Source organism: Streptomyces lydicus, from assembly GCF_000717345.1.
Lineage (GTDB): Bacteria > Actinomycetota > Actinomycetes > Streptomycetales > Streptomycetaceae > Streptomyces > Streptomyces lydicus.
The window spans coordinates 38,137-62,568 of sequence record NZ_JNZA01000022.1; the positions used below are offsets into that span (position 1 = coordinate 38,137).

The 24,432-nt window shown below is 71.8% G+C and carries 17 protein-coding genes; 10 read left to right on the forward strand and 7 right to left on the reverse strand.

Annotation, left to right across the window (positions count from 1 at the left end; genetic code table 11):
* The first annotated feature begins 154 nt into the window (after positions 1–154).
* Together OO62_RS21475 and OO62_RS21480 are read left to right on the forward strand one after the other, a co-directional pair.
* Positions 155–3,556, forward strand: coding sequence for a GH92 family glycosyl hydrolase (locus OO62_RS21475; protein WP_078617300.1), 3,402 nt, complete (start codon positions 155–157; stop codon positions 3,554–3,556).
* Positions 3,557–3,660: 104 nt separating this feature from the next.
* The gene (locus tag OO62_RS21480) at positions 3,661–4,611 is read left to right on the forward strand and encodes an FG-GAP repeat domain-containing protein (protein WP_033269143.1); all 951 of its coding nucleotides are present in this window, start codon (positions 3,661–3,663) and stop codon (positions 4,609–4,611) included.
* Between the two features lie 87 nt (positions 4,612–4,698).
* On the opposite strand, the gene acnA is transcribed toward OO62_RS21480, so the two are convergent.
* The 3 genes from acnA to OO62_RS21495 all read right to left on the reverse strand — a co-directional run bounded on the left by acnA (position 4,699) and on the right by OO62_RS21495 (position 8,942).
* Entirely contained in the window at positions 4,699–7,416 is a 2,718-nt protein-coding gene (gene acnA / locus OO62_RS21485) for an aconitate hydratase AcnA (protein WP_033269201.1), read from the reverse strand.
* A gap of 244 nt (positions 7,417–7,660) precedes the next feature.
* Complete coding sequence (locus tag OO62_RS21490) at positions 7,661–8,011, reverse strand: hypothetical protein (RefSeq protein WP_033269144.1); 351 nt, start codon at positions 8,009–8,011, stop codon at positions 7,661–7,663.
* Between the two features lie 46 nt (positions 8,012–8,057).
* Positions 8,058–8,942 (reverse strand): sigma-70 family RNA polymerase sigma factor, encoded by an 885-nt coding sequence (locus OO62_RS21495; RefSeq protein ID WP_033269145.1) that lies wholly within the window; start codon positions 8,940–8,942, stop codon positions 8,058–8,060.
* A 66-nt stretch (positions 8,943–9,008) separates the two neighbouring features.
* Here OO62_RS21495 and OO62_RS21500 point away from each other — a divergent pair, with 66 nt between their 5' ends.
* Both OO62_RS21500 and sigJ read left to right on the forward strand, forming a co-directional pair.
* Positions 9,009–10,127 (forward strand): alkene reductase, encoded by a 1,119-nt coding sequence (locus OO62_RS21500; RefSeq protein ID WP_033269146.1) that lies wholly within the window; start codon positions 9,009–9,011, stop codon positions 10,125–10,127.
* 66 nt (positions 10,128–10,193) lie between these two features.
* A complete protein-coding gene (sigJ, locus tag OO62_RS21505) occupies positions 10,194–11,078 on the forward strand; it encodes an RNA polymerase sigma factor SigJ (RefSeq protein ID WP_033269147.1) in 885 nt (294 codons plus the stop codon).
* A gap of 54 nt (positions 11,079–11,132) precedes the next feature.
* Here sigJ and OO62_RS21510 read toward each other — a convergent pair whose 3' ends face one another.
* Positions 11,133–11,951: a S16 family serine protease gene (locus OO62_RS21510; protein WP_033269148.1), complete on the reverse strand. Its 819-nt coding sequence runs from the start codon at positions 11,949–11,951 to the stop codon at positions 11,133–11,135.
* Positions 11,952–12,061: 110 nt separating this feature from the next.
* Between OO62_RS21510 and OO62_RS21515 the strand changes: the two genes are divergently transcribed.
* Positions 12,062–13,378, forward strand: a complete 1,317-nt coding sequence (locus tag OO62_RS21515; protein ID WP_206738436.1) for an MFS transporter — start codon at positions 12,062–12,064, stop codon at positions 13,376–13,378.
* Positions 13,379–13,410: 32 nt separating this feature from the next.
* Here OO62_RS21515 and OO62_RS21520 read toward each other — a convergent pair whose 3' ends face one another.
* The gene (locus tag OO62_RS21520) at positions 13,411–13,770 is read right to left on the reverse strand and encodes a GntR family transcriptional regulator (protein ID WP_033269149.1); all 360 of its coding nucleotides are present in this window, start codon (positions 13,768–13,770) and stop codon (positions 13,411–13,413) included.
* Between the two features lies 1 nt (position 13,771).
* Positions 13,772–14,767, reverse strand: coding sequence for a DUF1648 domain-containing protein (locus OO62_RS21525; RefSeq protein ID WP_033269203.1), 996 nt, complete (start codon positions 14,765–14,767; stop codon positions 13,772–13,774).
* 97 nt (positions 14,768–14,864) lie between these two features.
* Between OO62_RS21525 and OO62_RS21530 the strand changes: the two genes are divergently transcribed.
* The 5 genes from OO62_RS21530 to OO62_RS21550 all read left to right on the forward strand — a co-directional run bounded on the left by OO62_RS21530 (position 14,865) and on the right by OO62_RS21550 (position 22,698).
* Positions 14,865–16,394 (forward strand): helix-turn-helix domain-containing protein, encoded by a 1,530-nt coding sequence (locus OO62_RS21530; protein ID WP_033269150.1) that lies wholly within the window; start codon positions 14,865–14,867, stop codon positions 16,392–16,394.
* 572 nt (positions 16,395–16,966) lie between these two features.
* The gene (locus tag OO62_RS21535) at positions 16,967–17,692 is read left to right on the forward strand and encodes a WXG100-like domain-containing protein (RefSeq protein ID WP_033269151.1); all 726 of its coding nucleotides are present in this window, start codon (positions 16,967–16,969) and stop codon (positions 17,690–17,692) included.
* Positions 17,689–21,585, forward strand: a complete 3,897-nt coding sequence (locus OO62_RS21540; RefSeq protein WP_051733492.1) for a DUF6531 domain-containing protein — start codon at positions 17,689–17,691, stop codon at positions 21,583–21,585. The genes OO62_RS21535 and OO62_RS21540 overlap by 4 nt, the downstream gene beginning before the upstream one ends.
* A 31-nt stretch (positions 21,586–21,616) precedes the next feature.
* Positions 21,617–22,354 carry a hypothetical protein gene (locus OO62_RS21545; RefSeq protein WP_051733493.1) on the forward strand — a complete coding sequence of 246 codons (738 nt, stop codon included), beginning with the start codon at positions 21,617–21,619 and terminating at the stop codon, positions 22,352–22,354.
* On the forward strand, positions 22,351–22,698 hold the full coding sequence (locus tag OO62_RS21550; RefSeq protein ID WP_033269152.1) for a hypothetical protein: 348 nt from the start codon (positions 22,351–22,353) through the stop codon (positions 22,696–22,698). Before OO62_RS21545 ends, OO62_RS21550 begins: the two co-directional genes overlap by 4 nt.
* 67 nt (positions 22,699–22,765) lie before the next feature.
* On the opposite strand, the gene OO62_RS41375 is transcribed toward OO62_RS21550, so the two are convergent.
* A complete protein-coding gene (locus tag OO62_RS41375) occupies positions 22,766–24,430 on the reverse strand; it encodes a caspase, EACC1-associated type (protein ID WP_051733494.1) in 1,665 nt (554 codons plus the stop codon).
* Positions 24,431–24,432: the final 2 nt, after the last annotated feature.

Here is a 24,432-nt window from a genome sequence, read left to right on the forward strand (position 1 = left end):
CCCGCCGTCACCCCGCCGGATCACCCGGGGACACGGCCGGCCCATCGATCGCAGCGACACCCTTGACACCAAAGTCCCCACCCCCCTTACTTATCTCTGTTTATCGTGGCGTCATTCAACTGACAACGATGTCAATCTGGTTGAGAGGGACCGCGTGCGGCTCAGACACCGGCACAGTCCACTGCGGGGGATCACCCGCCCGGCCGCCCTCGTGGCGGCCGCTCTGCTCGTCCTCACCGCCCCCGGCCCGGCCCGGGCCGCCCCGCCCCAAAAGCCCTCCGGCGAGACGGAGTTCAGCTCCTCCTTCGAGTCCGGCGACCCGCGGCCGGACTGGACCGACACCGTCGAAACCGGCCCCGACGGCAGGCCGAAGACCTCCGGCGTCACCCCGGAAACCACCCCTGCGGCCCCGGGCATGACCACCCGGCCCGACACCGGTCCCGCCGACTCCCCCACCGCCAAGGCGCACGCGGGTTTCACCGGCGGCCACGCGCTGCGCTACGCCGGCACCCACACCGCGGGCGGCCGGGGCTACTCGTACAACAAGATCTTCGACGTCAACACGCCGGTCACCGGGTCGACTTCGCTCTCGTACAAACTCTTTCCGGAGATGGCCAAAACCGATCTGGCCTATCCCGCGACGCACGTCGCCGTCGACCTCGCCTTCACCGACGGCACCTACCTCAGCGAGCTGCCGGCCGTGGACCAGCACGGCGCCCCGCTCACCCCGCAGGGCCAGGCCGCGTCGAAGACGCTGTACGTCAACCAGTGGAACAACCGCGAGTCGCGGATCGGCGCGGTCGCGGCCGGCAAGACGATCGACCGGATCCTGCTCGCCTACGACGCACCCAAGGCCCCCGCGACCGCACCGGCCTTCCGCGGCTGGCTCGATGACGTCACCATCGGCCCCAAGCCCCTGGAGAAGCCGCTCGCGCACCTCTCCGACTATGCCGTCACCACCCGCGGCACCCTCTCCAGCGGCGGTTTCTCGCGCGGCAACACCTTCCCCGCCACCGCCGTCCCCAACGGTTTCAACTTCTGGACCCCGGTGACCAACGCGGGCTCCGCCGACTGGCTCTACGAGTACGCGCGGAAGAACAACGCCGACAACCTCCCCACCCTCCAGGCGTTCAGCGCCAGCCATGAACCCAGCCCGTGGATGGGCGACCGGCAGACGTTCCAGGTCATGCCGTCCGTCGCGGACGGCACCCCGGACACCTCGCGCACCGGCCGGGCGCTGCCGTTCCACCACGCGAACGAGATCGCGAAGCCGCACTACTACGGCGTGACCTTCGACAACGGGCTCAAGACGGAGATCACCCCGACCGACCACGCCGCGCTGATGCGCTTCACCTTCCCCGGCGACCGGGCGAGCCTGATCTTCGACAACGTCAACGACAAGGGCGGCCTGAGCCTCGACACCACGCGCGGCGTCGTCACCGGCTTCTCGGACGTCCGCAGCGGGCTGTCCGTCGGCGCCACCCGGCTCTTCGTCTACGGCGTCTTCGACGCGCCGGTCACCGGCGGCGGGGGCGGGGACGGGGAGGGGGTCACCGGCTACCTCCGCTTCAAGCCGGGCGCCGACCGCACGGTGACCATGCGGATCGCCACCTCGCTGATCAGCGTCGACCAGGCGAAGGCGAACCTCGCCCGGGAGATCCCGGCCGGGGCGACCTTCGCCGGCGTCGAGAAGCGGGCGCAGGCGCAGTGGGACGACCTGCTGGGACGGATCGAGGTGGAGGGCGCGAGCCGCGACCAGCTCACCACCCTCTACTCCAACCTCTACCGGCTCTACCTCTACCCGAACTCCGGCTTCGAGAAGGTCGGTTCGCGCGGCCGCTACGCCAGCCCGTTCTCGCCGCAGACCGGTGAGGACACCCCGACGCGGACCGGTTCGAAGATCGTCGACGGGGAGATCTACGTCAACAACGGCTTCTGGGACACCTACCGGACGACGTGGCCCGCCTATTCGCTGCTCACCCCGAAGCGGGCCGGGAAGATGGTCGACGGATTCGTCCAGCAGTACAAGGACGGCGGCTGGATCTCGCGTTGGTCGTCGCCCGGCTATGCGGACCTGATGACCGGTACGAGCTCCGATGTGGCCTTTGCCGACGCCTATGTCAAGGGTGTGCGCTTCGATGCGGAGGCGGCTTATGACGCGGCCGTCAAGAACGCCACCGTCGCCCCGCCGAACTCCGGTGTCGGCCGTAAGGGCATGACCACCTCCCCCTTCCTCGGCTATACCAGCACCGACACCCATGAGGGCATGTCATGGGCGCTGGAGGGCTATCTCAACGACTTCGGCATCGCCCGTATGGGCCAGGCACTGTACGAGAAGACCAAAAAGCCCCGTTACAAGGAGGAGTCGGCGTATTTCCTGGGCCGGGCCCAGAACTACGTCAAGCTCTTCGACGACAAGGTCGGCTTCTTCCAGGGCAAGGACGCCCGGGGCAACTGGCGCCTTTCCCCGGACCGGTTCGACCCGCGCGTCTGGGGCAACGACTACACCGAGACCAACGCCTGGACCTTCGCCTTCACCGCGCCGCAGGACACCCGCGGGCTGGCCAACCTCTACGGCGGCCGGGCCGGTCTGGCCAAGAAGCTGGACGCCTACTTCTCCACGCCGGAAACCGCCGCCAAGGAATTCGCCGGCTCCTACGGCGGTGTGATCCATGAAATGACCGAGGCGCGCGACACCCGTATGGGCATGTACGGGCACAGCAACCAGCCCTCGCACCACATCGCCTACACCTACGACGCGGCGGGGCAGCCCTGGAAGACCCAGGAGAAGGTCCGTGAGGCGCTCTCCCGGCTCTATCTCGGCAGCGAGATCGGCCAGGGCTATCCGGGCGACGAGGACAACGGCGAGATGTCCGCGTGGTACGTCTTCAGCTCGCTCGGCTTCTACCCGCTGGTGATGGGACAGGGTGAATACGCGGTCGGTTCACCGCTGTTCACGAAGGCCACCGTCCACCTGGAGAACGGCCGGGACCTCACCATCGAGGCGCCCCGCAACAGCGCGCGGAACATCTACGTCCAGGGGCTCCGGTTCAACGGAAAGCCGTGGAATTCCACCGCGCTGCCGCACCGGCTGCTGGCCGGCGGCGGCACCCTGGAATTCACCATGGGCCCCGAGCCGTCCGCCTGGGGCAGCGGCCCGGGCGCCGCCCCGACCTCGCTCACCAAGGACGACAAGGTGCCCACGCCGCCGGCCGATGTGTCCGACCCGGCCGCCGGGCCGCTCTTCGACAACACCTCGGACACCTCTGCCGCGTTCACCACCGCCGCAGCCGACCTCTCCGGTCCCGCCCGGGTCGCGTCGTACACCCTGACCTCGGCCGACCGCGCCGCGTCCCCCGCCGCCTGGCGGCTGGAGGGTTCCGCCGACGGCCGGCACTGGCAGGAACTGGACCGCCGCTCCGGCGAGAAGTTCACCTGGGACCGGCAGACCCGGGTGTTCGGCATCGCCCACCCCGGCCGGTACCGGCACTACCGCCTGGTGAGCGACGGCCCGTCGGGCACCCTGGCGGAGATCGAGCTGCTCGGAACGCCGTAAACCGATTGACTGGTGGAGTTCCTGTGGAACTATTCAGCTGATCACGTGACGCGTCCCCTATGGGGGCGCGTCACGTCTCTTGTCTGAATACTGGGAGACATCAGGTGATACTTCCCTTCGGCCGTCGGCGCGGACGCGTCCTTGCCCGCCTCACGGCCGTTGCGCTCGCCACGACATTGGCGGGTTCCGCCGCGGCCACCGCGCTGGCCGACAGCCCCACGCCGTCCGACGCCTCCCGCCTCGCGGCGGTGGCGACCCCCGACCGGGGCACGGCGGCGTCCGGAACGGTGTACAACACCCCGTTCTTCTTCGTCCTGGACGGCGTGGAGAGGGACGGCAGCCTCTTCATGTACGCGCCGGACCGCACGGGGGACTTCGGCCCCCGCGACAAGATCTTCGACGGCGACGACATCGGGGACTTCAAGTACCTCAAGGCCGCGGCCCAGGTCGACAACGACAAGGACGGCTACGGCGACGCCACCTACTACTGGATGAACGACGGCAAGCTGTCGTTCACCTACACCGGCGCCGACGGCACGGTGAAGACCCGCCGGATCGGCGGCGGTTGGCAGATCTACTCCAAGGTCCTCTCCCCCGGCAACGTCGCGGGCGCCAAGGAGTCGGACATCCTCGCCGTCGACAAGGCGGGCGTGCTCTGGGTCTACCTGGCCCGTCCCGACGGCACGGTGACCCCGCGGGTGCGCGTCGGCGCCGGCTGGGGCGGCTACACCCAACTCGCCGGCCAGGGCGACCTCACCGGTGACGGCCGTGCCGACCTCGTGGCCAGGGACAAGGCCGGGGTGCTCTGGCTCTACAAGGGCACCGGCAACGCCACGACGCCGTTCGCCGCCCGCAAGAAGATCGGCGGCGGCTGGAACGGCTACAACTACCTGCACTCCAGCGGCGATGTGAACCGTGACGGCATCGCCGATCTGCTGGCCCGCGCCGGCAACGGCACCCTGTACATCTACCGGGGCACCGGCAAGGAGTCCGCTCCGTACGCCAAGCCCGTCAAGGCGCACGGCTCGTTCGGCAGCTACCGCCTGATGTTCTGACGGCGGGGCCGTCCGGCCACCGGTACGCGGACGGGCCGCACCCCCTCGGTCGAGGGAGTGCGGCCCGTCCGGCGTCGCGGGGACGACTTACTTGCGGATGAGGCTGCGCAGCACGTACTGCATGATGCCGCCGTTGCGGTAGTAGTCCGCCTCACCGGGGGTGTCGATGCGGACGACCGCGTCGAACTCGACGCCGGTGTCGGTGGTGACCTTGACCGTGCGCGGCGTGGTGCCGTTGTTCAGCTCCTCGACGCCGGTGAAGGAGAAGGTCTCCTCGCCGGTCAGGCCGAGGGCCTGGGCGCTGGCGCCCTCCGGGAACTGGAGCGGGAGCACGCCCATGCCGATGAGGTTCGAGCGGTGGATGCGCTCGTAGGACTCGGCGATGACGGCCTTGACGCCCAGGAGCGCGGTGCCCTTGGCGGCCCAGTCGCGGGACGAGCCGGAGCCGTACTCCTTGCCGGCCAGGACGACCAGCGGGATGCCCTGCTCGATGTAGTTGCGCGAGGCGTCGTAGATGAACGACACCGGAGCGTCGGCCTGGGTGAAGTCGCGGGTGTAGCCGCCCTCGGTGCCCGGCGCGATCTGGTTGCGCAGGCGGATGTTGGCGAACGTACCGCGGATCATGACCTCGTGGTTGCCTCGGCGCGAGCCGTAGGAGTTGAAGTCACGACGCTCCACACCGTGCTCGGTGAGGTACTTGCCGGCCGGGGTGTCGGCCTTGATCGCACCGGCCGGGGAGATGTGGTCGGTGGTGACCGAGTCGCCCAGCTTGGCGAGGACGCGGGCGCCGGAGATGTCGGAGACCGGGGCCGGCTCGTGCTGCATGCCCTCGAAGTACGGGGGCTTGCGGACGTAGGTCGACTCGGCGTCCCACTCGAAGGTGTTGCCGGTCGGGATCGACAGCGCCTGCCACTGCGCGTCGCCCGCGAAGACGTCCTGGTAGGACTTGTTGAACATGTCCTCGCCGATGGCGTTCGCCACGACGTCGTTGACCTCGGCCTCGGTCGGCCAGATGTCCTCGAGGTGGACCGGCTTGCCGTCCTGGTCGACGCCAAGGGCGTCCTTGGTGATGTCGACCTTCATCGAACCGGCGAGGGCGTACGCGACGACCAGCGGCGGGGACGCCAGGTAGTTCATCTTGACGTCGGGGTTGATGCGACCCTCGAAGTTCCGGTTGCCGGAGAGGACCGAGGTGACGGCGAGGTCGTGGTCGTTGACGGCCTTGGAGACCTCCTCCGGCAGCGGGCCGGAGTTGCCGATGCAGGTGGTGCAGCCGTAGCCGACGAGGTTGAAGCCGACCTTGTCGAGGTACGGGGTGAGACCGGCCTTGTCGAAGTAGTCGGTGACGACCTTCGAGCCCGGGGCGAGCGTGGTCTTGACCCACGGCTTGCGGGTCAGGCCCTTCTCGACGGCCTTCTTCGCGACGAGCGCGGCGGCGACCATCACGTACGGGTTCGACGTGTTGGTGCAGGAGGTGATCGCGGCGACGGTGACGGCGCCGTGGTCGAGCTCGTACGTCGAGCCGTCGGGGGCGGTCACGGTGACCGGGTTGGACGGGGCGCCGTTCGGGGCGACGGCCGGGGAGTCGGAGGCCGGGAAGGACTCCTGGCCCGCCTCGTCGACCGAGTCGACGTAGTTGCGGACGTCGATCTTGAACTGCTCGGCGGCGTTGGCCAGGACGATGCGGTCCTGCGGACGCTTCGGGCCGGCGATCGACGGGACGACCGTCGACAGGTCCAGCTCCAGCTTCTCGGAGAAGTCGGGCTCGGCGGCCGGGTCGAGCCAGAGACCCTGCTCCTTGGCGTACGCCTCGACCAGCGCGACCTGCTGCTCGTCGCGGCCCGTCAGCTTCAGGTACTTCAGCGTCTCGTCGTCGATCGGGAAGATCGCGGCGGTGGAGCCGAACTCCGGCGACATGTTGCCGATGGTGGCGCGGTTGGCGAGCGAGGTGGCGGCGACGCCCTCACCGTAGAACTCGACGAACTTGCCGACGACGCCGTGCTTGCGCAGCATCTCGGTGATGGTGAGCACGAGGTCGGTGGCGGTGGTGCCCGGCTTGAGCTCACCGGTCAGCTTGAAGCCGACGACGCGCGGGATGAGCATGGAGACCGGCTGGCCGAGCATCGCGGCCTCGGCCTCGATGCCGCCGACGCCCCAGCCCAGCACGCCCAGGCCGTTGACCATCGTGGTGTGCGAGTCGGTGCCGACGAGGGTGTCGGGGTACGCCTGGCCGTTGCGCACCATGACGGTGCGGGCCAGGTGCTCGATGTTCACCTGGTGGACGATGCCGGTGCCCGGGGGGACGACCTTGAACTCGTCGAAGGCGGTCTGGCCCCAGCGCAGGAACTGGTAGCGCTCCTTGTTGCGGCCGTACTCCAGCTCGACGTTCTGGCCGAAGGCGTCCTTCGTACCGAACTTGTCGGCGATCACGGAGTGGTCGATGACCAGCTCGGCCGGCGCCAGCGGGTTGATCTTCGCCGGGTCGCCGCCCAGCTCCTTCACGGCCTCACGCATGGTCGCGAGGTCCACGACGCACGGCACACCGGTGAAGTCCTGCATGATCACGCGGGCCGGCGTGAACTGGATCTCCTGGCTGGGCTGGGCCTGCGAGTCCCAGCCACCGAGTGCCCGGATGTGGTCGGCGGTGATGTTCGCGCCGTCCTCGGTGCGGAGCAGGTTCTCCAGAAGAACCTTGAGGCTGTAGGGAAGGCGAGCAGAGCCCTCGACCTTGTCCAGCCTGAAGATCTCGTACGACTCGTCGCCCACGCGCAGCGTGCTGCGGGCGTCGAAGCTGTTCGCCGACACGACAGTCTCCTTCATATATGTGCGCGTTCCACCACATCCTGCCGCCACGACGGGTCGCCGATCCGCTAAGGTAAGGCTAAGTTAGGTAACCCTTACCGCCGGACCGATGATGCAGCGCGGCTGCGGTGCGCCTCGGCAGATATCTCGATGTCGAGATAACTCTAGTACATCGTCGCGGCCGGGTCATGCCCTGACTTCCCCGGTCAGGTCACACCCGGACTCCCGCGCCGCCCGCCCGGCCCGCTCACCGGCCGCGCCGGACCCGCCGCGCCAGGCGCCGAAGCCCTCCCCGGCCGCGCCGGGGCGCCGGCAGCGGCCGCCGCCGGCCCGCGCCCGGACGGCCGGCCGGCCCGTCGCCCGGCCGCCAGTGATCGTCGGGCGACAGCAGCGGCGCCTTGCGTTCGGCTTGTGCCCGGATCTCGTGGTGGGACTCGTGCGCGGTCACCCGGAACGCCTCGTCGTACGCGGCCATGGCCGCCCCGATGCCGGCGCCGGCCGCCCCGCGCCGGCGCACGTACCTCGCCAGCCACGCCAGGCAGGCCAGCACCACGACGAGGCCGCCGGCGAGGAGCAGCAGCGGTAAAAAAGCAGTCATGCCCCCGAGCCTAGGCTGCGGTCCGGCCGGGTGGCCGGGCAGCGGGTCACCCGTCCAGGACGGCGAGATCCAGTCCCCGGAGGCGGGCGGGGTCGGCGATCACGTCATAGGCGGTGACCCGCCCGTCCTCGGTGGTGACGGTGAGCGCGAACAGCAGCCGGCCGTGCGGGGCCACGACCAGCCCCACGGTGCCGTCGACCAGCGCCGGTGCGGCGAACCGCGCGTTGCGGGCGAGCAGCACCGTCTCCTCGGCCACCGCCCGCGCCCCGCGGAGTTCGGCGGCCCCGCCCGCCCGCAGTGCGGCGGGATCGACCCGGCGTACGACGTCGGGGGCGAGCACCGCGAGCAGCTCGCCCAGATCGCCACCGCGGGCGGCGGCGAGGAACGCCTCGACGACCCTCCGCTGCCGGTTCAGCTCGGCGGCGGGCACCGCGGGGGTGCCCCGCACCTTGTGGCGGGCGCGGCTGGCGAGCTTCTTGGTGGTGACCGGCGTGCGCTCCACGATGGGGGCGATCCGGTCGAACGGCACCGCGAACAGGTCGTGCAGGACGAACGCGACCCGCTCGGCCGGGGCCAGCGTGTCCAGGACCACCAGCAGCGCCCGGCCGACCGCGTCGACCAGGAACGCCTCGTGTTCGGGGTCGCTCCCGTCGCCGGCGTCCGGGGCCCGCTCCGGCAGCTCCTGCCCGGTCAGCTCCTCCCGTCGTGCGGTGCGGGCGCGCAGCATGTCGAGGCAGACCCGGGAGACGACGGTGGTCAGCCAGGCGGGCAGGTTGTCGACCCGGGCGTCGTCGGTGCGGGCGAGCCGCAGCCAGGTCTCCTGCACGGCGTCCTCCGCCTCGGTGGGCGAGCCGAGCATGCGGTAGGCGACGGCGCGCAGCCGGCTCCGCTGGGCCTCGAACCGTGCCGCGAGCCCCTGCTGCTCGTCCATCGGTCACCTTTCCTCGTCGGGTTCCGTCGACTGCATGACGTACCCGAACCGACCGAGGTGACAACGATGACCGCGACCCTGACCACCCCCCACGTCCAGCCGCTGCTGCGCGGCACGGAGCTCGGGGACCTCCGCCTGCCCAACCGCGTGGTGATGGCCCCGACCACGCGGGGCCGGGCGACCAACGAGGGGCTGGTGCCGACGGAACTGCACGCCGCCTATTACGCGCAGCGGGCCGGCGCGGGACTGATCATCACCGAGGGGACCTGGGTGAGCGAGCGGGCGATCGGCTTCGTCAACGTCCCCGGCCTCTACCGCGAGGAGCAGGTCGCCGGCTGGCGGCGGGTCACCGACGTCGTGCACGCCCTCGGCGGGCGCATCGCGGTGCAGCTGTGGCACACCGGTGCCGCCTCGCACCCCGACCACCTGGGCGGCGAGCTGCCCGCCGGGCCGTCGGCGGTCAACCCGCGGCAGCGGTCCTACACCGCGAGCGGGTTCCGGGACACCGTCACCCCGCGGGAGATGACCCCGGCCGACATCGCGGCCACGATCGCGGACTTCGGTGCCGCCTCGGCCCGCGCCCGGCGCGCGGGGTTCGACGGGGTGGAGATCGGTGCGCTGGGTTCGTTCCTGATCGCGCAGTTCCTCAGCCCACGGCTGAACCGGCGTACGGACTCCTACGGCGGTGACCGGGCCGGCCGGCATCGCCTGCTGCTGGAGATCGTCGAGGCGGTCGCCGCGCCCTGGGAGGGTCGCCGCGTGGGGGTCCGGCTGTCGCCTTACTGGACGGCGGGAGAGCTCTTCCGGGCCGACGCCGCGGCGCCGGCCGACCACGACGCCCTGGTGTCGGAGCTGAACCACCACCCCGTGGCGTACCTCCACCTGCGGGGGCCCGACCCCGCCGCTCCCGGCGCCGGGCCCGACCTCGCGGCGATCGCCCGCTACCGGGAGCGGTTCCACGGCCCGCTGATCGCGAACAACGGCTTCGACCAGGAGTCCGGCAACGCCGTCATCGAGGCGGGACTCGCCGACGCCGTCTCGTACGCCACCCACTTCATCGCCAACCCCGACCTCGTCACCCGCTTCGCCCTGGGCCGCGAGCTGGCGACCGGCGATCCGGCGACGTACTACACCGGGGAGGCGGGCGGCTACGTCGACTACCCGGTCAGCGGCTGGGCGGGCTGACGTGTCACATCGGGCCGCCGGCGGCCGTCAATACCGTGACGGACCTCGACGGGGAGCAGGAGAGACATGAACGACCACGAGTGGCTGGCGGAGAGGTTCGAGGAGAACCGGAGCCATCTGCGGGCGGTGGCCTACCGGATGCTGGGTTCGCTCAGCGAGGCCGAGGACGCCGTCCAGGAAGCCTGGCTGCGGCTGAACCGGTCCGGTGCGGACGAGGTGGAGAACCTGGGCGGCTGGCTGACGACGGTCGTCGGCCGGGTGTGCCTGGACCAGTTGCGGATGCGCAAGGCCCGGCGCGAGGACCCGCTCGAGGTGCGGGTGCCCGAACCGGTGGTGCTCCGTGCGGACCCTGCCGACCCGGAGCACCAGGCGCTGCTGGCCGACTCGGTCGGGCTGGCGCTGCTCGTCGTCCTGGAGACGCTGTCCCCCGCCGAACGGCTCGCGTTCGTCCTGCACGACATGTTCGCGATGCCCTTCGACGAGATCGCGCCGATCGTCGACCGCACACCGGCCGCCGCCCGCCAGCTCGCCAGCCGGGCCCGTCGCCGCGTCCAGGGCAACGTCCCGGCCTCGGACCCCGATCCGGCGCGCCGGCGGGAGGTCGTCGACGCCTTCCTCGCCGCCTCGCGCGGCGGGGACTTCGAGGCCCTGCTCGCGGTCCTCGACCCGGACGTGCTGCTGCGCGCCGACGCCGGGGCCGCGTCCGGTGGGCTGACCAAGCTGGTGCGCGGGGCGCGGGCGGTGGCCGAACAGGCGCTGACCTTCTCCCGGTTCGCCCTGGCGGGGCGGCCGGCGCTGGTCAACGGCGGCCCGGGGCTGGTCACCACGCAGGACGGGCAGCCGTTCTCGGTGATGGGCTTCACCGTCGCGCACGGCAGGATCGTCGAGATCAACATCCTGGCCGACCCGGCGCGGCTGCGTCGGGTGGACCTCACGATCCTCGACGAGTGAGCCACCGCGGGCGGGCACGAGGCGGCCAACGGGCGAGCGGCCGGCCCGGGTTCGTCAGCAGCTGGGGACCCGGCCGCCCCCGGCCAGCGCGCGCAGGGCGTGGACCGCGTCCCGGAGGGTGGAGACGGGCACCAGCCGCAGTCCCGCCGGGGCGGGCTGCACCTGCGCGCACTCCGCCTTCGGCACGAGGAAGACGCTCGCCCCGTCCCGCTCGGCCGCCCGGGTCTTCAGCGCCGCCCCGCCGACCGGGCCGACCGTCCCGTCGGCGTCGATCGTCCCCGTCCCGGCGATGGTGCGGCCGCCGGTGAGATCGCCGCCGCTGCCGTCGCCGGCCAGCTTGTCGACGATGCCGAGCGAGAACATCAGGCCGGCGCTGGGGCCGCCCACGTCGTCGAGCGTCAGCTTCACCTTCACCCGCCGCGGGTCCTGCTTCAGCAGCCGGAGCGCGGCCGAAGTGGCGGCGTGCTGCGAGGACTTCATCTGGGTGGTGTTGTGCCGCGCGACCGCCTCGTCGGACTTGCCGGACGGGAACACCGCTTCCCTGGGCATCACGGCACGGTCGGTACGGAACCAGCCGTCCGCCAACTCCCCCAGGCTCGCACCGACATGCGGCCCGGTGGCCCGGATCGCCGCCATCCGCAGCTGACCCTTCGTCCTGCGCACCGGAGCGCCGCTGACGGAGATGACCTCGGTGCCGCGGTACACCCCGAGCACGTCGGTGGTCTGCCCGGGCTGCGCGACGGAGTACGGCAGCGGCGCGAATGCCGCGACGGCCAGCAGGGCGACGGCGGGCACGGCGCCGAGCGCGAGGGCGCGGGGGCGGGCGAGGAGGCGGGGGCGGGGGGAGGCGTCGGGGGAAGGGCGCTTGGTCACCCGGTCAATCTAGGCCAACGCTCCACGACGGCTGCCGCCCGGTCGCGGCCCGCGGCCACCGCCCCGGCACGGTCTGGCCGACCGACGCACCGGCTCCTACGCTGACGGCCGTGACGGCCTTACCGGAACCCGCGCCCGCCTCCCCGTCCTCGTCATCCCCGTCCCCACCCCCCTCCCCATCCTCGTCCTCGTCCTCGTCCCGGACGCCTCCCCCGCCGTCCGCGGCCCCGCCCGGCCTCTGGCGCGAACGCCGGTTCGTGCTGCTCGCCGCCGCCCGCACCCTCTCCGTCCTCGGGAACGGCTTCGCCCGGGTCGCGTTGTCCTTCGCGGTGCTGGCGCTGCCGGGAGCCGGACCGGGGCAGCTGTCGCTGGTGCTGGCGTGTCAGGCGGTGCCACAGCTGGCGTTCGTCCTCGTCGGCGGGGTGATCGCGGACCGGATGTCCCGCTCCCGGCTGATGGTGGTCGCCGATCTCGTCGGCGCCGCCGCCTACGCGGGGCTCGCCGCGATGGTGCTGACGGGGCACGCGCCGCTGTCGGCACTCTGTCTGCTGGCGGTGCTCGCGGGCACCGCCACCGCGCTGTTCTCCCCCGCGATGGACGGCGTCGTTCCGCTCCTGGTGTCCGCCGGACGGCTCCAGCAGGCGAACGGGCTGCTGCGGGTCGGGATGAACGGCGCGATGCTGCTGGGGCTGGCGCTCTCCGGGGTGACCGTCGCACTCGTCGGCGCCGGCTGGGCGCTGGCCCTCAACGCCGCGTCGTTCCTGGTGAGCGCGGCCCTCATCCGAGGTCTCCGGCTGCCCCCGCGGGCCCGTACGGGGACGTCGGGGTGGACCGAACTCCGCGACGGCTGGCGGGAGTTCAGCGGACGCCAGTGGCTGTGGGTGGTGGTGGCGCAGTACGCGGTGGTGGTCGCCGCGCTCAATGCCAACGCCGGGGTGCTCGGTCCGCTGGCGGCCGAACGCGATCTGGGCGGGGCGCGCGCCTGGTCCCTGATCGTCGCCGCGCAGGCGCTGGGCACCGTGGCGGGCGCCGGGCTGGCCGCCCGCATCCGGGTCCGCCGGCCGGTACTCGTCGCCGTGGTCGCCACGTTCCCGCTCGCCGCGCCGCTCGCGCTGCTCGCGGCGCGCGCGCCGGTGCCGCTGATCGCGCTGGCCATGTGCGGTGCGGGCGTCGCCTCCGACATCTTCGGCGTGCTGTGGGCGACCACCGTCCAGCGGGAGGTCCCGGAGGAGGCGCTCTCCCGCGTCAGCTCGTACGACTGGTTCGGCTCCCTGGCCTTCGCGCCGCTCGGACTGCTGGTCGCCGGGCCGGTCGCGGCGCGGATCGGCGTCGGCCACGCGCTGGCCGGCTGCGCGGCGCTGATCGTGCTGGCCTCGGCCGCCGCGCTGCTCTCGCCCCAGGTACGCGGTCTGCGCGCGCCGGACTGACACGGACGGTACGGGGCGCACGGCGCCGCCGGTCAGCGCCCGGCCAGCCCCAGCCGTACGACCGTCACGATCTCCTCGTCGGACAGCCCCAGGTGGCGGGCCTCCGCGATCAGCCGCTCGGCCGTCTCGCCCAGGCGGGCGCGGGCCGGGGAGGCCGCGCCGGTGACCACCGCGCCGCGCCCGCGGCGGAGCTCGATCAGGCCCTCCTCCTTGAGGCGCTGGTAGCCGCGGAGCACGGTGTGCACATTCACACCGAGGGACGCGGCGAGTTCACGGGCGGCCGGCAGCCGCTCCCCGGTGTGCACCGTGCCGTCGGCGATGGCCCCGCGGACCGACGCCGCGATCTGGTCGCCGAGCGGTACGGACGACCCGGGATCGACCCGGAAGAGCACGTCAGCCTCCTTGCCGCGTACGCGCGCGGTCCGCATACGTGTTGAGCAGTGCGGCGGCGGTCGCCGCGTCGTCGACCGTCACCATGAAGCGGCGGCTGCCGGTGAGCCGCAGCACGAGGCCGTCGCCGGAGCGCAGGACGAGGCCGCTGCGCTCCGGCCGGACGCGGTAGCCCCAGCCGCCGAACTCCGCGAAGACGTCGATCCGGCGGCTGGTGGCCTCGGCCACCCGGTCCGGTGCGATGCGCCGGAAGCGGATCCGGGAGGCGGACAGCAGCGTAGGCGCCAGGGTCAGTCCCCGGCGGTCGACGGTCACCCGGACGGAGGTGACGGCGACGGCCACCGCCCCGGTCAGCAGGAGCATGACGCCGGCGAGCACCTCGCCGCCGAGGATGCTGACGAGCCCGCCACCGCACACCAGGACGCCCAGCGCGACCAGCGGCGGTGAACTGATGGTGCGTGACCAGCCGGCGGCCGTCGCACCCGGAAGGTCGAGCCGGGGTGCCTCGCCCTCGGCCTGCTCGGTGGGACGGGGCGCGGGCCCGGCCAGCAACCGCCCCAGCGCGCCGGCCGGCACGGCGAGCCCGAGCGCCACGGCCATCTGCCACAGCGGCAGCCGGACGGCCGCGCCGTCGGGGGCACCGGCGTTGCCGAGCAGGGTCAGACATATGAGATAACCGAGCGCGGCGGCCGTGGCGAAGCCGCCGGCGATCAGCCAGGGCGTGCCGGCCGAGGGCTCCCGCAGCCCGGCCGGCAGACCGAAGCCGATGCCGAGCACGAGGAGCACGGCGAGGCATCCCGTCAGAAAGCCCTGCGGGGAGGTGAACCCGTTGGCTCGCCCATCCGCGCCGAAATGCGTGGCGAGCGGATCGGGCAAACGGGCGGAAACCGATACATAGACCACGACCGTCGCCGCAAGCGCGGCGAGGAACGGGACGGCGGCAATCAGCTGCCGCAGACGGCCGGTTGACCGTGGAGCGGGGTGCGGAGAACTCTTCATGAGCCGGGTGACCACCTCTCAGTTGTTCGCATAGTAGGAGAACAACCCGGTTGCCGGCAATTGCGCACCCATCTCATATCTGAGATACGGTCGCCGCATGGCAGACGACTACCTCGTACGCATCGGCCGACTCATCCGCGACGCGCGCCAGCACCGTGGCTGGACGCAATCCCAACTCGCGGAGGCGCTGGGCACCAGCCAGAGCGCCGTCAACCGCATCGAGCGCGGGAATCAAAACATCAGCCTTGAGATGATCGCCCGAATCGGTGAGGCACTCGACAGCGAGATCGTGTCCCTCGGCTATGCCGGGCCGATGCATCTGCGGGTCGTCGGCGGCCGGCGCCTGTCGGGCAGCATCGACGTGAAGACGAGCAAGAACGCCTGTGTCGCGCTGCTGTGCGCCACGCTGCTGAACGCGGGGCGCACCACCCTGCGCCGGGTGGCCCGCATCGAAGAGGTCTACCGCATCCTCGAAGTGCTGGGCAGCATCGGCGTCCGCACCCGCTGGATCAACGACGGCAACGACCTGGAGATCGTCCCGCCCGCGGAGCTCGACCTCGACTCGATGGACACCGAGGCGGCCCGCCGCACCCGCAGCGTCATCATGTTCCTCGGTCCGCTGCTGCACCGGATGGACCACTTCAAGCTGCCGTACGCGGGCGGTTGCGACCTCGGCACCCGGACCGTGACCCCGCACATGACGGCACTGCGCCACTTCGGTCTGGAGATCACCGCGACCGACGGCACCTACCTCGCCGAGGTCGACCGCGAGGTCTCCCCCAAGCGCGCGATCGTGCTGACCGAACGCGGCGACACCGTCACCGAGAACGCGCTGCTGGCCGCCGCCCGGCACGACGGCGTCACCGTCATCCGCAACGCCTCCTCCAACTACATGGTCCAGGACCTGTGCTTCTTCCTGGAGGAGCTGGGCGTACGCGTCGACGGCATCGGCACCACCACCCTCACCGTCCACGGCGCCGCACACATCGAACGCGATGTGGACTTCGCGCCCTCCGAGGACCCGGTCGAGGCAATGAGCCTGCTGGCTGCGGCAGTTGTCACCGAGTCCGAACTGACGATCCGCCGCGTACCGGTGGAGTTCCTGGAGATCGAGCTGGCCGTCCTGGAGGAGATGGGCCTGGACCACGAGCGCAGCACGGAGTACGCCGCCGACAACGGCCGCACCCGGCTGATCGACCTGACCGTCCGCCCCTCCAAACTCCAGGCCCCCCTCGACAAGATCCACCCCATGCCCTTCCCGGGCCTCAACATCGACAACGTCCCCTTCTTCGCGGCCATCGCGGGCAGCGCCCAGGGCCAGACCCTCATCCACGACTGGGTCTACGACAACCGCGCCATCTACCTCACGGACCTCAACCGCCTCGGCGCCCAGGTCAAACTGCTCGACCCGCACCGCGTCCTGGTCGACGGCCCCACCCGCTGGCGCTCCTCGGAAATGATGTGCCCCCCGGCCCTGCGCCCCGCGGTCGTCGTCCTCCTCGCCATGATGGCCGCCGAGGGCACCTCCGTCCTGCGCAACGTCTACGTCATCAACCGCGGCTACGAGGACCTGGCAGAACGCCTGAACTCCATCGGAGCCCAGATCGAGATCTTCCGCGACATCTGACGAACCGCGTACCGCCAGCCCCCTTCTGACCCGCACCGACGCGGGACGGAAGGGGGCTGACGGCATTTCTGGGGCTTCTGGGTAGCGGTGTTCCCGGGAACGCTCCCGGTGTCGGGGTCGTTCGACAGCGGAGCAATCACGCTCGCCCCGCATCAGGGCGACATGGCGACGCGTGTGGGTGGCGGGCAGAAGGTAGGAACTGATGGGTTCAGGGGCCGGTTTCGTTGTCGTCTTTTTCCTCGTGGTCTACCTGGGGCCCGCTGCCTGGTTCTGCCGCAAGGTGGCCGCCAAGTCGTCACAGAGGATCGGCTGGCTCATGGCTGCCGGGCTCGTGGGCCTCCCCGTCGCCCTCGTATTCGCCGAGCTCTTCGTGCACTGAGCTCCGGCGAGGTCAGCGCGTGAGGCAGCGCGGAGGGTGGTGATCTCCGCATCCTCCTCCGGCAAGGGGGCCCCGAGTCGGCCAGGGCAAAGACGCGACCCTGGACGAAACCTGACTATCCGATGACCTCCCCTTTGATCCGTGGCGCTACGTTTCAACGACGGGGCTGACGAGATCTCATCCGGGGGGACCCGTGGCACTCGAACTACCCGACGCGGTGGTGTCGTTCCTCGACTTCATCGGCGTCCACTGGCCGAACGTCAACGAGGACAAGGTCCGCGAATTCGCCGATCACGTCAGGGACTTCGGGAACAACGTCCAGCAGAGCCACCAGGACGCCACCTCGTCGGTGGAGCAGCTGTCCGAGATCTACCAGGGGGCCTCCTACGACGCCCTGATGGCCAAGTGGGGCCAGATGTCGTCGGGTCACATGAATGAACTGGTGACCGCGTGCCACACGGTGGCGACCGCCCTGGACGCCGCGGCCGGAGTCATCGTGGGCATGAAGGCGGCGGCCATCGGTGAACTCGTGGCGCTGGCCCTGACGTTCATCGCGGACCAGGCCGCCGCGGCCTTCACCTTCGGGCTCGCCGAGGTCGCGGAGGCCGGCATCATCGCGGCGGCCCGCAAGGCGACGAGCTATCTGGAACAGCAGCTGGAGCAGTACGTCATCGGCCAGGTGATCGAGGCCGCCATCACCCCGCTCGTCGAAGTGGTGGGCAAGGCGGTGAGCGGGCTCGTCTTCCAGAACACCGCCAAGGCCCTGGGCGTCCCCGCCGGCGGTGGCGCGGGAGAGCACTTCTCCGTCCACCCCGAGGAACTGCACGCACGCTCGCAGGCGCTGAGCAAGCACGCCGAGACGGTGGCGGCGCACGCCGAGGACTTCAAGAGCAAGCTGAGCGGGGTGAGTTTCGCGTGACGAACCGTATCGTCAAGGCGCTGGAGGACGGCGCCCTGCGGCTCGGCAGAACGCTCGGCGAGGACGCCGGCAAGGCCGTCAAGAACCTCTACCACGACACCGGCGACCGCCTGCGGCAGGTGGCGAAGAACCACGCCGAGACCGACGCCAAGCACGCGTCGCACCTGGACGACATACTCAAGGGCCGGCACGGTGACACGCCCAAGGCCCCGCACACCTCCCCCTCCTCGTCACCGCACCCCTCGTCCGGGCCGGAGGGCGGCGGCCCCAAGGGCCCCTTGAAGGGCCCGGGTTCCGGCCGGCCGGATTCCTCCGACCCCTCACTGCGGGACGGGGTGAACCGGGACGGGCTGGGATCGTCCAAGCCCGCGGGCGGCCGCTGCAAGGGCGGCGACCCCATCGACCTGGTGTCGGGCGAGATGATCCTCACCGAGACCGACGTGCGCCTGCCCGGCCTGCTCGATCTCGTCGTCGAGCGCACCCACCTGTCGTCCTACCGGTGCGGCCAGTGGTTCGGCGGTTCCTGGGCCTCCACCCTGGACCAGCGCCTGGAGGCCGACAAGCGGGGCCTCGTCCTCGCCACCGCCGACGGCATGCTGCTCTCCTACGACGTACCGGCCCCGGACGCCGCCGTCCTCCCCCACCACGGCCCCCACCGGGAGCTGCGCTGGGACGGGACGCCGGCCGGGGAGATCCTCGTCACCGACCGCGGTACCGGGCACACCCTGCACTTCCTGCCGGCCTCGGTGACCCCGGCGGACGCCGCGGCCGGCCGGATCACCCTCCCCCTCCAGGCGTTATCCGACCGCAACGGCCACCGGGTCGACATCTGGCGCGATGACGACGGCACCCCGTTCGAGATCCGGCACAGCGGCGGCTACCGCATCGCCGTCGACACCGACGGCGGCCGCGTCGTGGCACTCCGCCTCCTCGGCACCGAGGACGGCGAGGCCGGCACGGTGCTGCGGCGCTACGGCTACGACGACGGCCGCCTCACCGGGGTCACCGACGCGCTCGGCCACACCACGCAGTTCGCGTACGACGAGTCGGGCCGCGTCGTCGAGCGCGTCGACCGCAACGGCGGCTGGTACCGCTGGGAGTACGACGGCGCGGACCGCTGCGTACGGGGCACCGGCTCGGACGGCTACCTCTCCTGCACGCTCTCCTACGACCGTCTCAACCGCGCCAACAGCTACACCAACTCCCTCGGTCGCACCACCGTTTACCACTACGACGAGCAGCGGCGCCTCACCGGCTGGACCGACGCCGAGGGCCACCGCACGCACCGCACCTGGACCGGCCCGGACCTGCTCGCCTCGGTCACCGACGAGCTCGGGCACACCAGCAGCTACGGCTACGACGACGACGGCAACCTCACCGCCGTCACCCGCCCGGACGGCCGCACGACCCGCGCCGCCTACAACGCGCTGGGCCTGCCCGTCGAGATCGTCGAGGTGGACGGCGCGACCTGGCGGCACGAGTACGACGCCCGCGGCAACCAGATCCGCACCACGGACCCGGCCGGCGCCGTCACCGCCTTCGCCTACGAGCAGGGCCGGCTGTCCGCGGTCACCGACGCCCTGGGCCACACCCGCAGGGTGGCGAGCGATCCGGCCGGCCTGCCGCTGGCGGTCACCGATCCGCTGGGCCACACCACCGTCGTCGCGCGCGACGCGTTCGGCCGGGTCAGTGCCTTCACCGACGCCGGCGGGCGCACCGAGCGCTTCGGCTGGACCGCAGAGGGCAAGCCGGCGTGGCGGGAGTACGCCGACGGGGCGACCGAGACGTGGGAGTGGGACGGCGAGGGCAACCTGGTGGCCCACACCGACCGCCTGGGCCTGGTGTCCCGGTACACGTACACCCACTTCGGCACACCCGTCACCCGCACCACCCCCGACGGGACCACCCACACCTTCGCGCACGACACCGAGCTGCGGCTCACCACCGTCACCGACCCGCGCGGCCACACCTGGGACTACGAGTACGACGCGGTCGGCCACCTCGTCGGGGAGAGCGACTTCCAGGGCCGGTCCGTCGCGTACCGGCCCGACCCCACCGGTGAACTCGCCGCCCGCACCGGCGCCGCGGGCCGGACCACGGTGTTCGTCCGCGACGAGCTGGGCCGCACCGTCGAGGAGCACTCGGCCGACGGCATCGCCACCTTCGCGTACGACGCGGCCGGCTGCCTGCTGCGGTCCGCCAACGCCACCACCACCGTCACCCAGACCTACGACGCCCTCGGGCGCAAGGTCTCCGAGGACATCGACGGCCGCACCACGACGTGGACGTACGACGCGCTGGGGCGGCGCACCAGCCGGCGCACCCCGAGCGGGGTGCTCTCCACGTGGTCGTACGACGCCGCGGGCCGGCCGGCCGCCCTCGACGTCGGGGGCGACCGGGTGGACTTCACCTTCGACGACGCCGACCGGGAGGTGCGGCGGCTCATCGGCCCCGGTCTCGTCCTGGCGCAGGAGTGGGACGCCGCGGGCCGGCTCAGCTCCCAGGCCGTCACCCGCGGCGCCGACACCCTTCAGCACCGCGCCTACGCCTACCGCTCCGACGGCCACCTCCGCGGCATCACGGACTCGGCGGGCGGTACCCGCAGCTTCGAACTCGACCCGGACGGCCGGGTCACCGCGGTGCGCGCCCAGGGCTGGAGCGAGACCTACGCCTACGACAGCGCCGGCAACCTCACCCACGCCGACACCCCGGGCGACGGGGCGGCCGACACGGAGCGCACGTTCACCGGCAACCGCCTGGAACGGCACGGACGCCACACCTACACGTACGACGAGGACGGCCGGCTGGTGCGCCGCACCACACGCCTCCTCAACGGCCAGACCCGCACCGCCAGTTTCACCTGGAACACCGCGGACCAGCTCACGGACGCCGTGCTGGCCGACGGCACGCACTGGACGTACGAGTACGACACCGCGGGGCGGCGCACCGCCAAGCGCCGCCTCGACGGAGCGGGGCACCCGGCCGAGGAGATCCGTTTCGTCTGGGACGGCACCCGGCTCGCGGAGCAGGTGACCTCGGACGGCACCGCCACCGCGTGGGACTACCACTCCGGCACCCACCGCCCGCTCACCCAGACCGTCGTGCACGCCGGGGGCCGCCGCGCCTTCCACACCGTGGTCACCGACGTCTCGGGCGCCCCGACCGAACTCGTCACGCCCGACGGGGAGATCACCTGGCGGCTGCGCACCACCGCCTGGGGCGTACCGGTCGACGAGGGAACCGGGGACGCCTGCCCCCTGCGGTTCCCCGGCCAGTACGCCGACGCCGAGACCGGGTGGAACTACAACTACTTCCGCCACTACGACCCCGAGACCGCCCGCTACCTCACCCCCGACCCGCTGGGGCTGGTGGCGGCACCCAACCACTACGCCTACGTCGACAACCCGTTCACCGTCGCCGACCCCCTGGGGCTGGCGCCGCAGCGGGGGCCGAACGGCCGCTTCCTCCCGAACCCGAACGGCCCTGCCACCCACAACCGCGACACCGAATACCCCAGCAGTTACCGGCAGTCGACCCACGACGCCATGACGGCCAAGTGGACGGTCGAGGGCCAGACGCAGGGCGGCGTGCCGCACTTCCCCGCCGGCCACCCGCAGGCCGGCCAGCGCATCCCGCGGGACCAGCTGACCTGGTTCAACTCCAAGGGCGAACCGGTGCCCGGCGGCAAGGACCAGCTCACCTACGAGCACCTCCACCCGGTCGTCGACCACTGGAACCAGACGGGCTACAACTCCGACCGACCGACCCGCATGGACTTCTACAACGACGCCAATAACATGGAGCCCATGTCCCGCAAGGACAATTCCAGTGGCGGAGGCAAGATGTCCTCCACCTACCGCCAGGACACCGGCCCGAACTACTCCTGCACCTGAGCAGGCCCCCACTTCAGAGGAGCCACCCACCATGGACCTGACGTCGAAGCTGGCGGGCCAGCCCGGCGCCGAGCCCGTACCCGGCGTGCCGGACGCCTGGCACTGGTCACGCATGATCTTCTCGTTCGACGCCGTGGTCGCGGGGGACCGCGTCCTGGAGATGCGCGTCATGGGCGAGTACGACCCGGCGCTGGCCCGCGCCGTGCTGGAGCTGGCCCGCGACCACGCGCCGCGGGTACTGGACAGCGAGCGTCCGCTCGTGGTGCTGGAAGGGCTCGCCTGCCCCGGGTGGGACTTCGACACGGTCGCCGCCGTCGGGCCCGAGGTGCACGAGTACCACGGGCAGGAGGACACCGACCTGCACAAGGCGACGGTGGCCCTCTTCCCCGGCTGGCGCCAGGAGTTCTCCGGCACCGAGACGCTCGCGGAGGCACGCCACCAGTTCGACCGGGGCCTCCAGCCGACGCGGCTGCGCCGCGACCCGGTCCCCTTCCTGCGCATGCGCTACCGCAACGAGCGCACCGGGAGCCACAGCGAGGGCCCGGACCGCGGCCTGGCGACCCTGGACGTGCTGCGGCACGAGCTGTCCCTCCTGCCCGGCTCCCCCGGCAGCGTCGTCGAGTGGGAGAACCGCCTCGGTGCCGTCTTCCGGGCCGAGTGCGGGACCGACCTGTCGGTGCACGGGCCGGACGGTTCCCGGCAGACGACCGGGGACGACCTCGCCGCGTTGGCCGAGCGGTCGGTGCTGCGCCCCGAGGAGACCTCGTGACCGCCACCCGCGCCCTCACCGCCGACGGGACCGTGCACGACAGCCCCGACCCGGTGATGCTGTACGACCTGCTCAGCGAGCTGAACCTGAGGTTTCCGTTCCTCATCGTGGAACGTGCGGACGGCCGCGATCCGGAGCAGCACTACATCCAGGCCCACCTCGCGGAGGACGGGAGCTGCCTCGTGGAGTACCGCGACGGCGGCCCCGACCAGCACTTCCGCACCGTCGTCGCACCGCCCTACGCCATGAAGGGGCACGACGAGGTCGCCGCCCTCGTCACGAGCTGGGCGCAGGACGACGGCGAGTGGCTGCAGCGGGGCCACTGGCAGCGCGTGCGGGTGTGAGCGGCGGGGTGCGGGGGCGGGGGCGCCGCCCGGCCTCTCTCCGGAGGTCTGACCCATCGGACAGGCCCTAGCGGCCGGCTGCGGGGCGACCGTTGCTTTTGTCGCCTATTTCGAGGTGGACCAGGAGGTCTCCGCGACCGCCGCCGCGCAGGTGCATCGTGCCGTGTCCGGCGAGCCGCAGGGTCAGGCCCGAGCGTGTCTCGGCCGGGACGCGGACGGACTTGGAGCCCTCGAGGGTCGGTACCGGGATCGTGCAGCCGCGGCGCGCCTGTGAGCGGGTGAGTCGCCGGGTCAGGTGCAGGTCGTCGCCACGGCGTACCAGCTCCGGGTGCGGGAGTTCGACGACCTCCAGGTACAGGTCGCCGGGCGGGCCACCGCCCGGGCCGACCTCGCCCTCGCCGGCGAGCTGGATCCGGGTGCCGTGGTCGACGCCCCCGGGAACCTTGATGGTGATGGCCCGCCGGAAGCGCACCCTCCCCGCGCCGCTGCACCCCTGACACGGTGACAGGATGCGCACGGCGTCTCCGTTACAGGCGGAACACGGGGCGGCTTCGCCGATGGCCGACACCTCTCCGAAGTCCCCGGTACCGCCGCAGCGCTCGCACGGGTACACGGGGGTACCGGCGGCCGCACCTACGCCCTGGCAGCGGTCGCAGACCTTGGCGGTGTCGACATCGACGTCCTTGAGGGTGCCCAGGGCCGTTTCGATCAGCGGGAACTCCACCCTGATCAGGGAGTCCTGGCCGCGGCGGGGGCGCCGGGAGCTCGGCGGAGCGGAGGGGGGCTCGCTCTCCACCCCGTTGAACGCGTCCTTGAGCCGCCCGAACAGTCCCTGGGCCTGCGGCGGCGGTTCCTCGACCGGGGTGCCGGGGGCGGGCGTGGAGGTGGGGGCGGGCGTGGGCGGGCGGGCGGCGAAGCCCCCTCCGGCGGCGGGGGCGCCGACCGCGGCGGAGGCCGCTTCGGCGGTCGACGTCCTTCGGGCGGTGGCGGTCCTGGCGAGAGTGACCCGGTATTCCAGGTCGGCCCACATCTGGGGGCGCTGGCGCGCGCCGGTGTGGTGCAGATACTCGAAGACGTACTCGTACAGCTCGGTGACCGTGATCCGGCCGTCCCGGTCGGCATCCGCGTCGCCGCTGCGCAGGCCCTCGATCAGGGCGCCGGTGAAGCGGGAGGGCTGCGGCGCGGCGGCCTCCAGGTGGTCGCCCTCCCAGGCGTACTCGGTGCGGTTGGTCGCGGTGAGGACGGCGCGGCCGTGGCCGGCCAGTTCCTCGCGGACCTGCACGTAGTCGTCGCCCTTCGCGCCGGGCAGGAACGCCCCGCTGTAGCAGCAGTCCAGCAGGACGACGATGGTGCGGGCCCGGCAGCGCGCCATCTGGTCGTGCAGGAAGGCGGCCGGCACCGCGGTGGAAGCCGGCAGGTCCTTGTCGGTGTCGCGGGCGGCGAAGGACAGATGGCCCTCGTCGTCCTTGATGCCGTGGCAGGAGAGGTGGAGCAGCAGCAGGTCGTCGCGGCCGCGGTTGCGGAAGAACTGCTCCAGCGCGCGCTTGACCTCGTACGAGGCGCCGTCCACCAGCTGCTGGACGGCGAAGCCGCCGATGTCCGGGTCACGGAGGACGGCGGCCAGGCCCTCGCAGTCCTGGCGGGGCGAGCGCAGTGGTTTCAGCGCGGGGCTCTCGTACCTGCCCGTGGCGATCAGCAGTGCGTCCCTGCGGCCGGTCGGGAAACCGGACACCT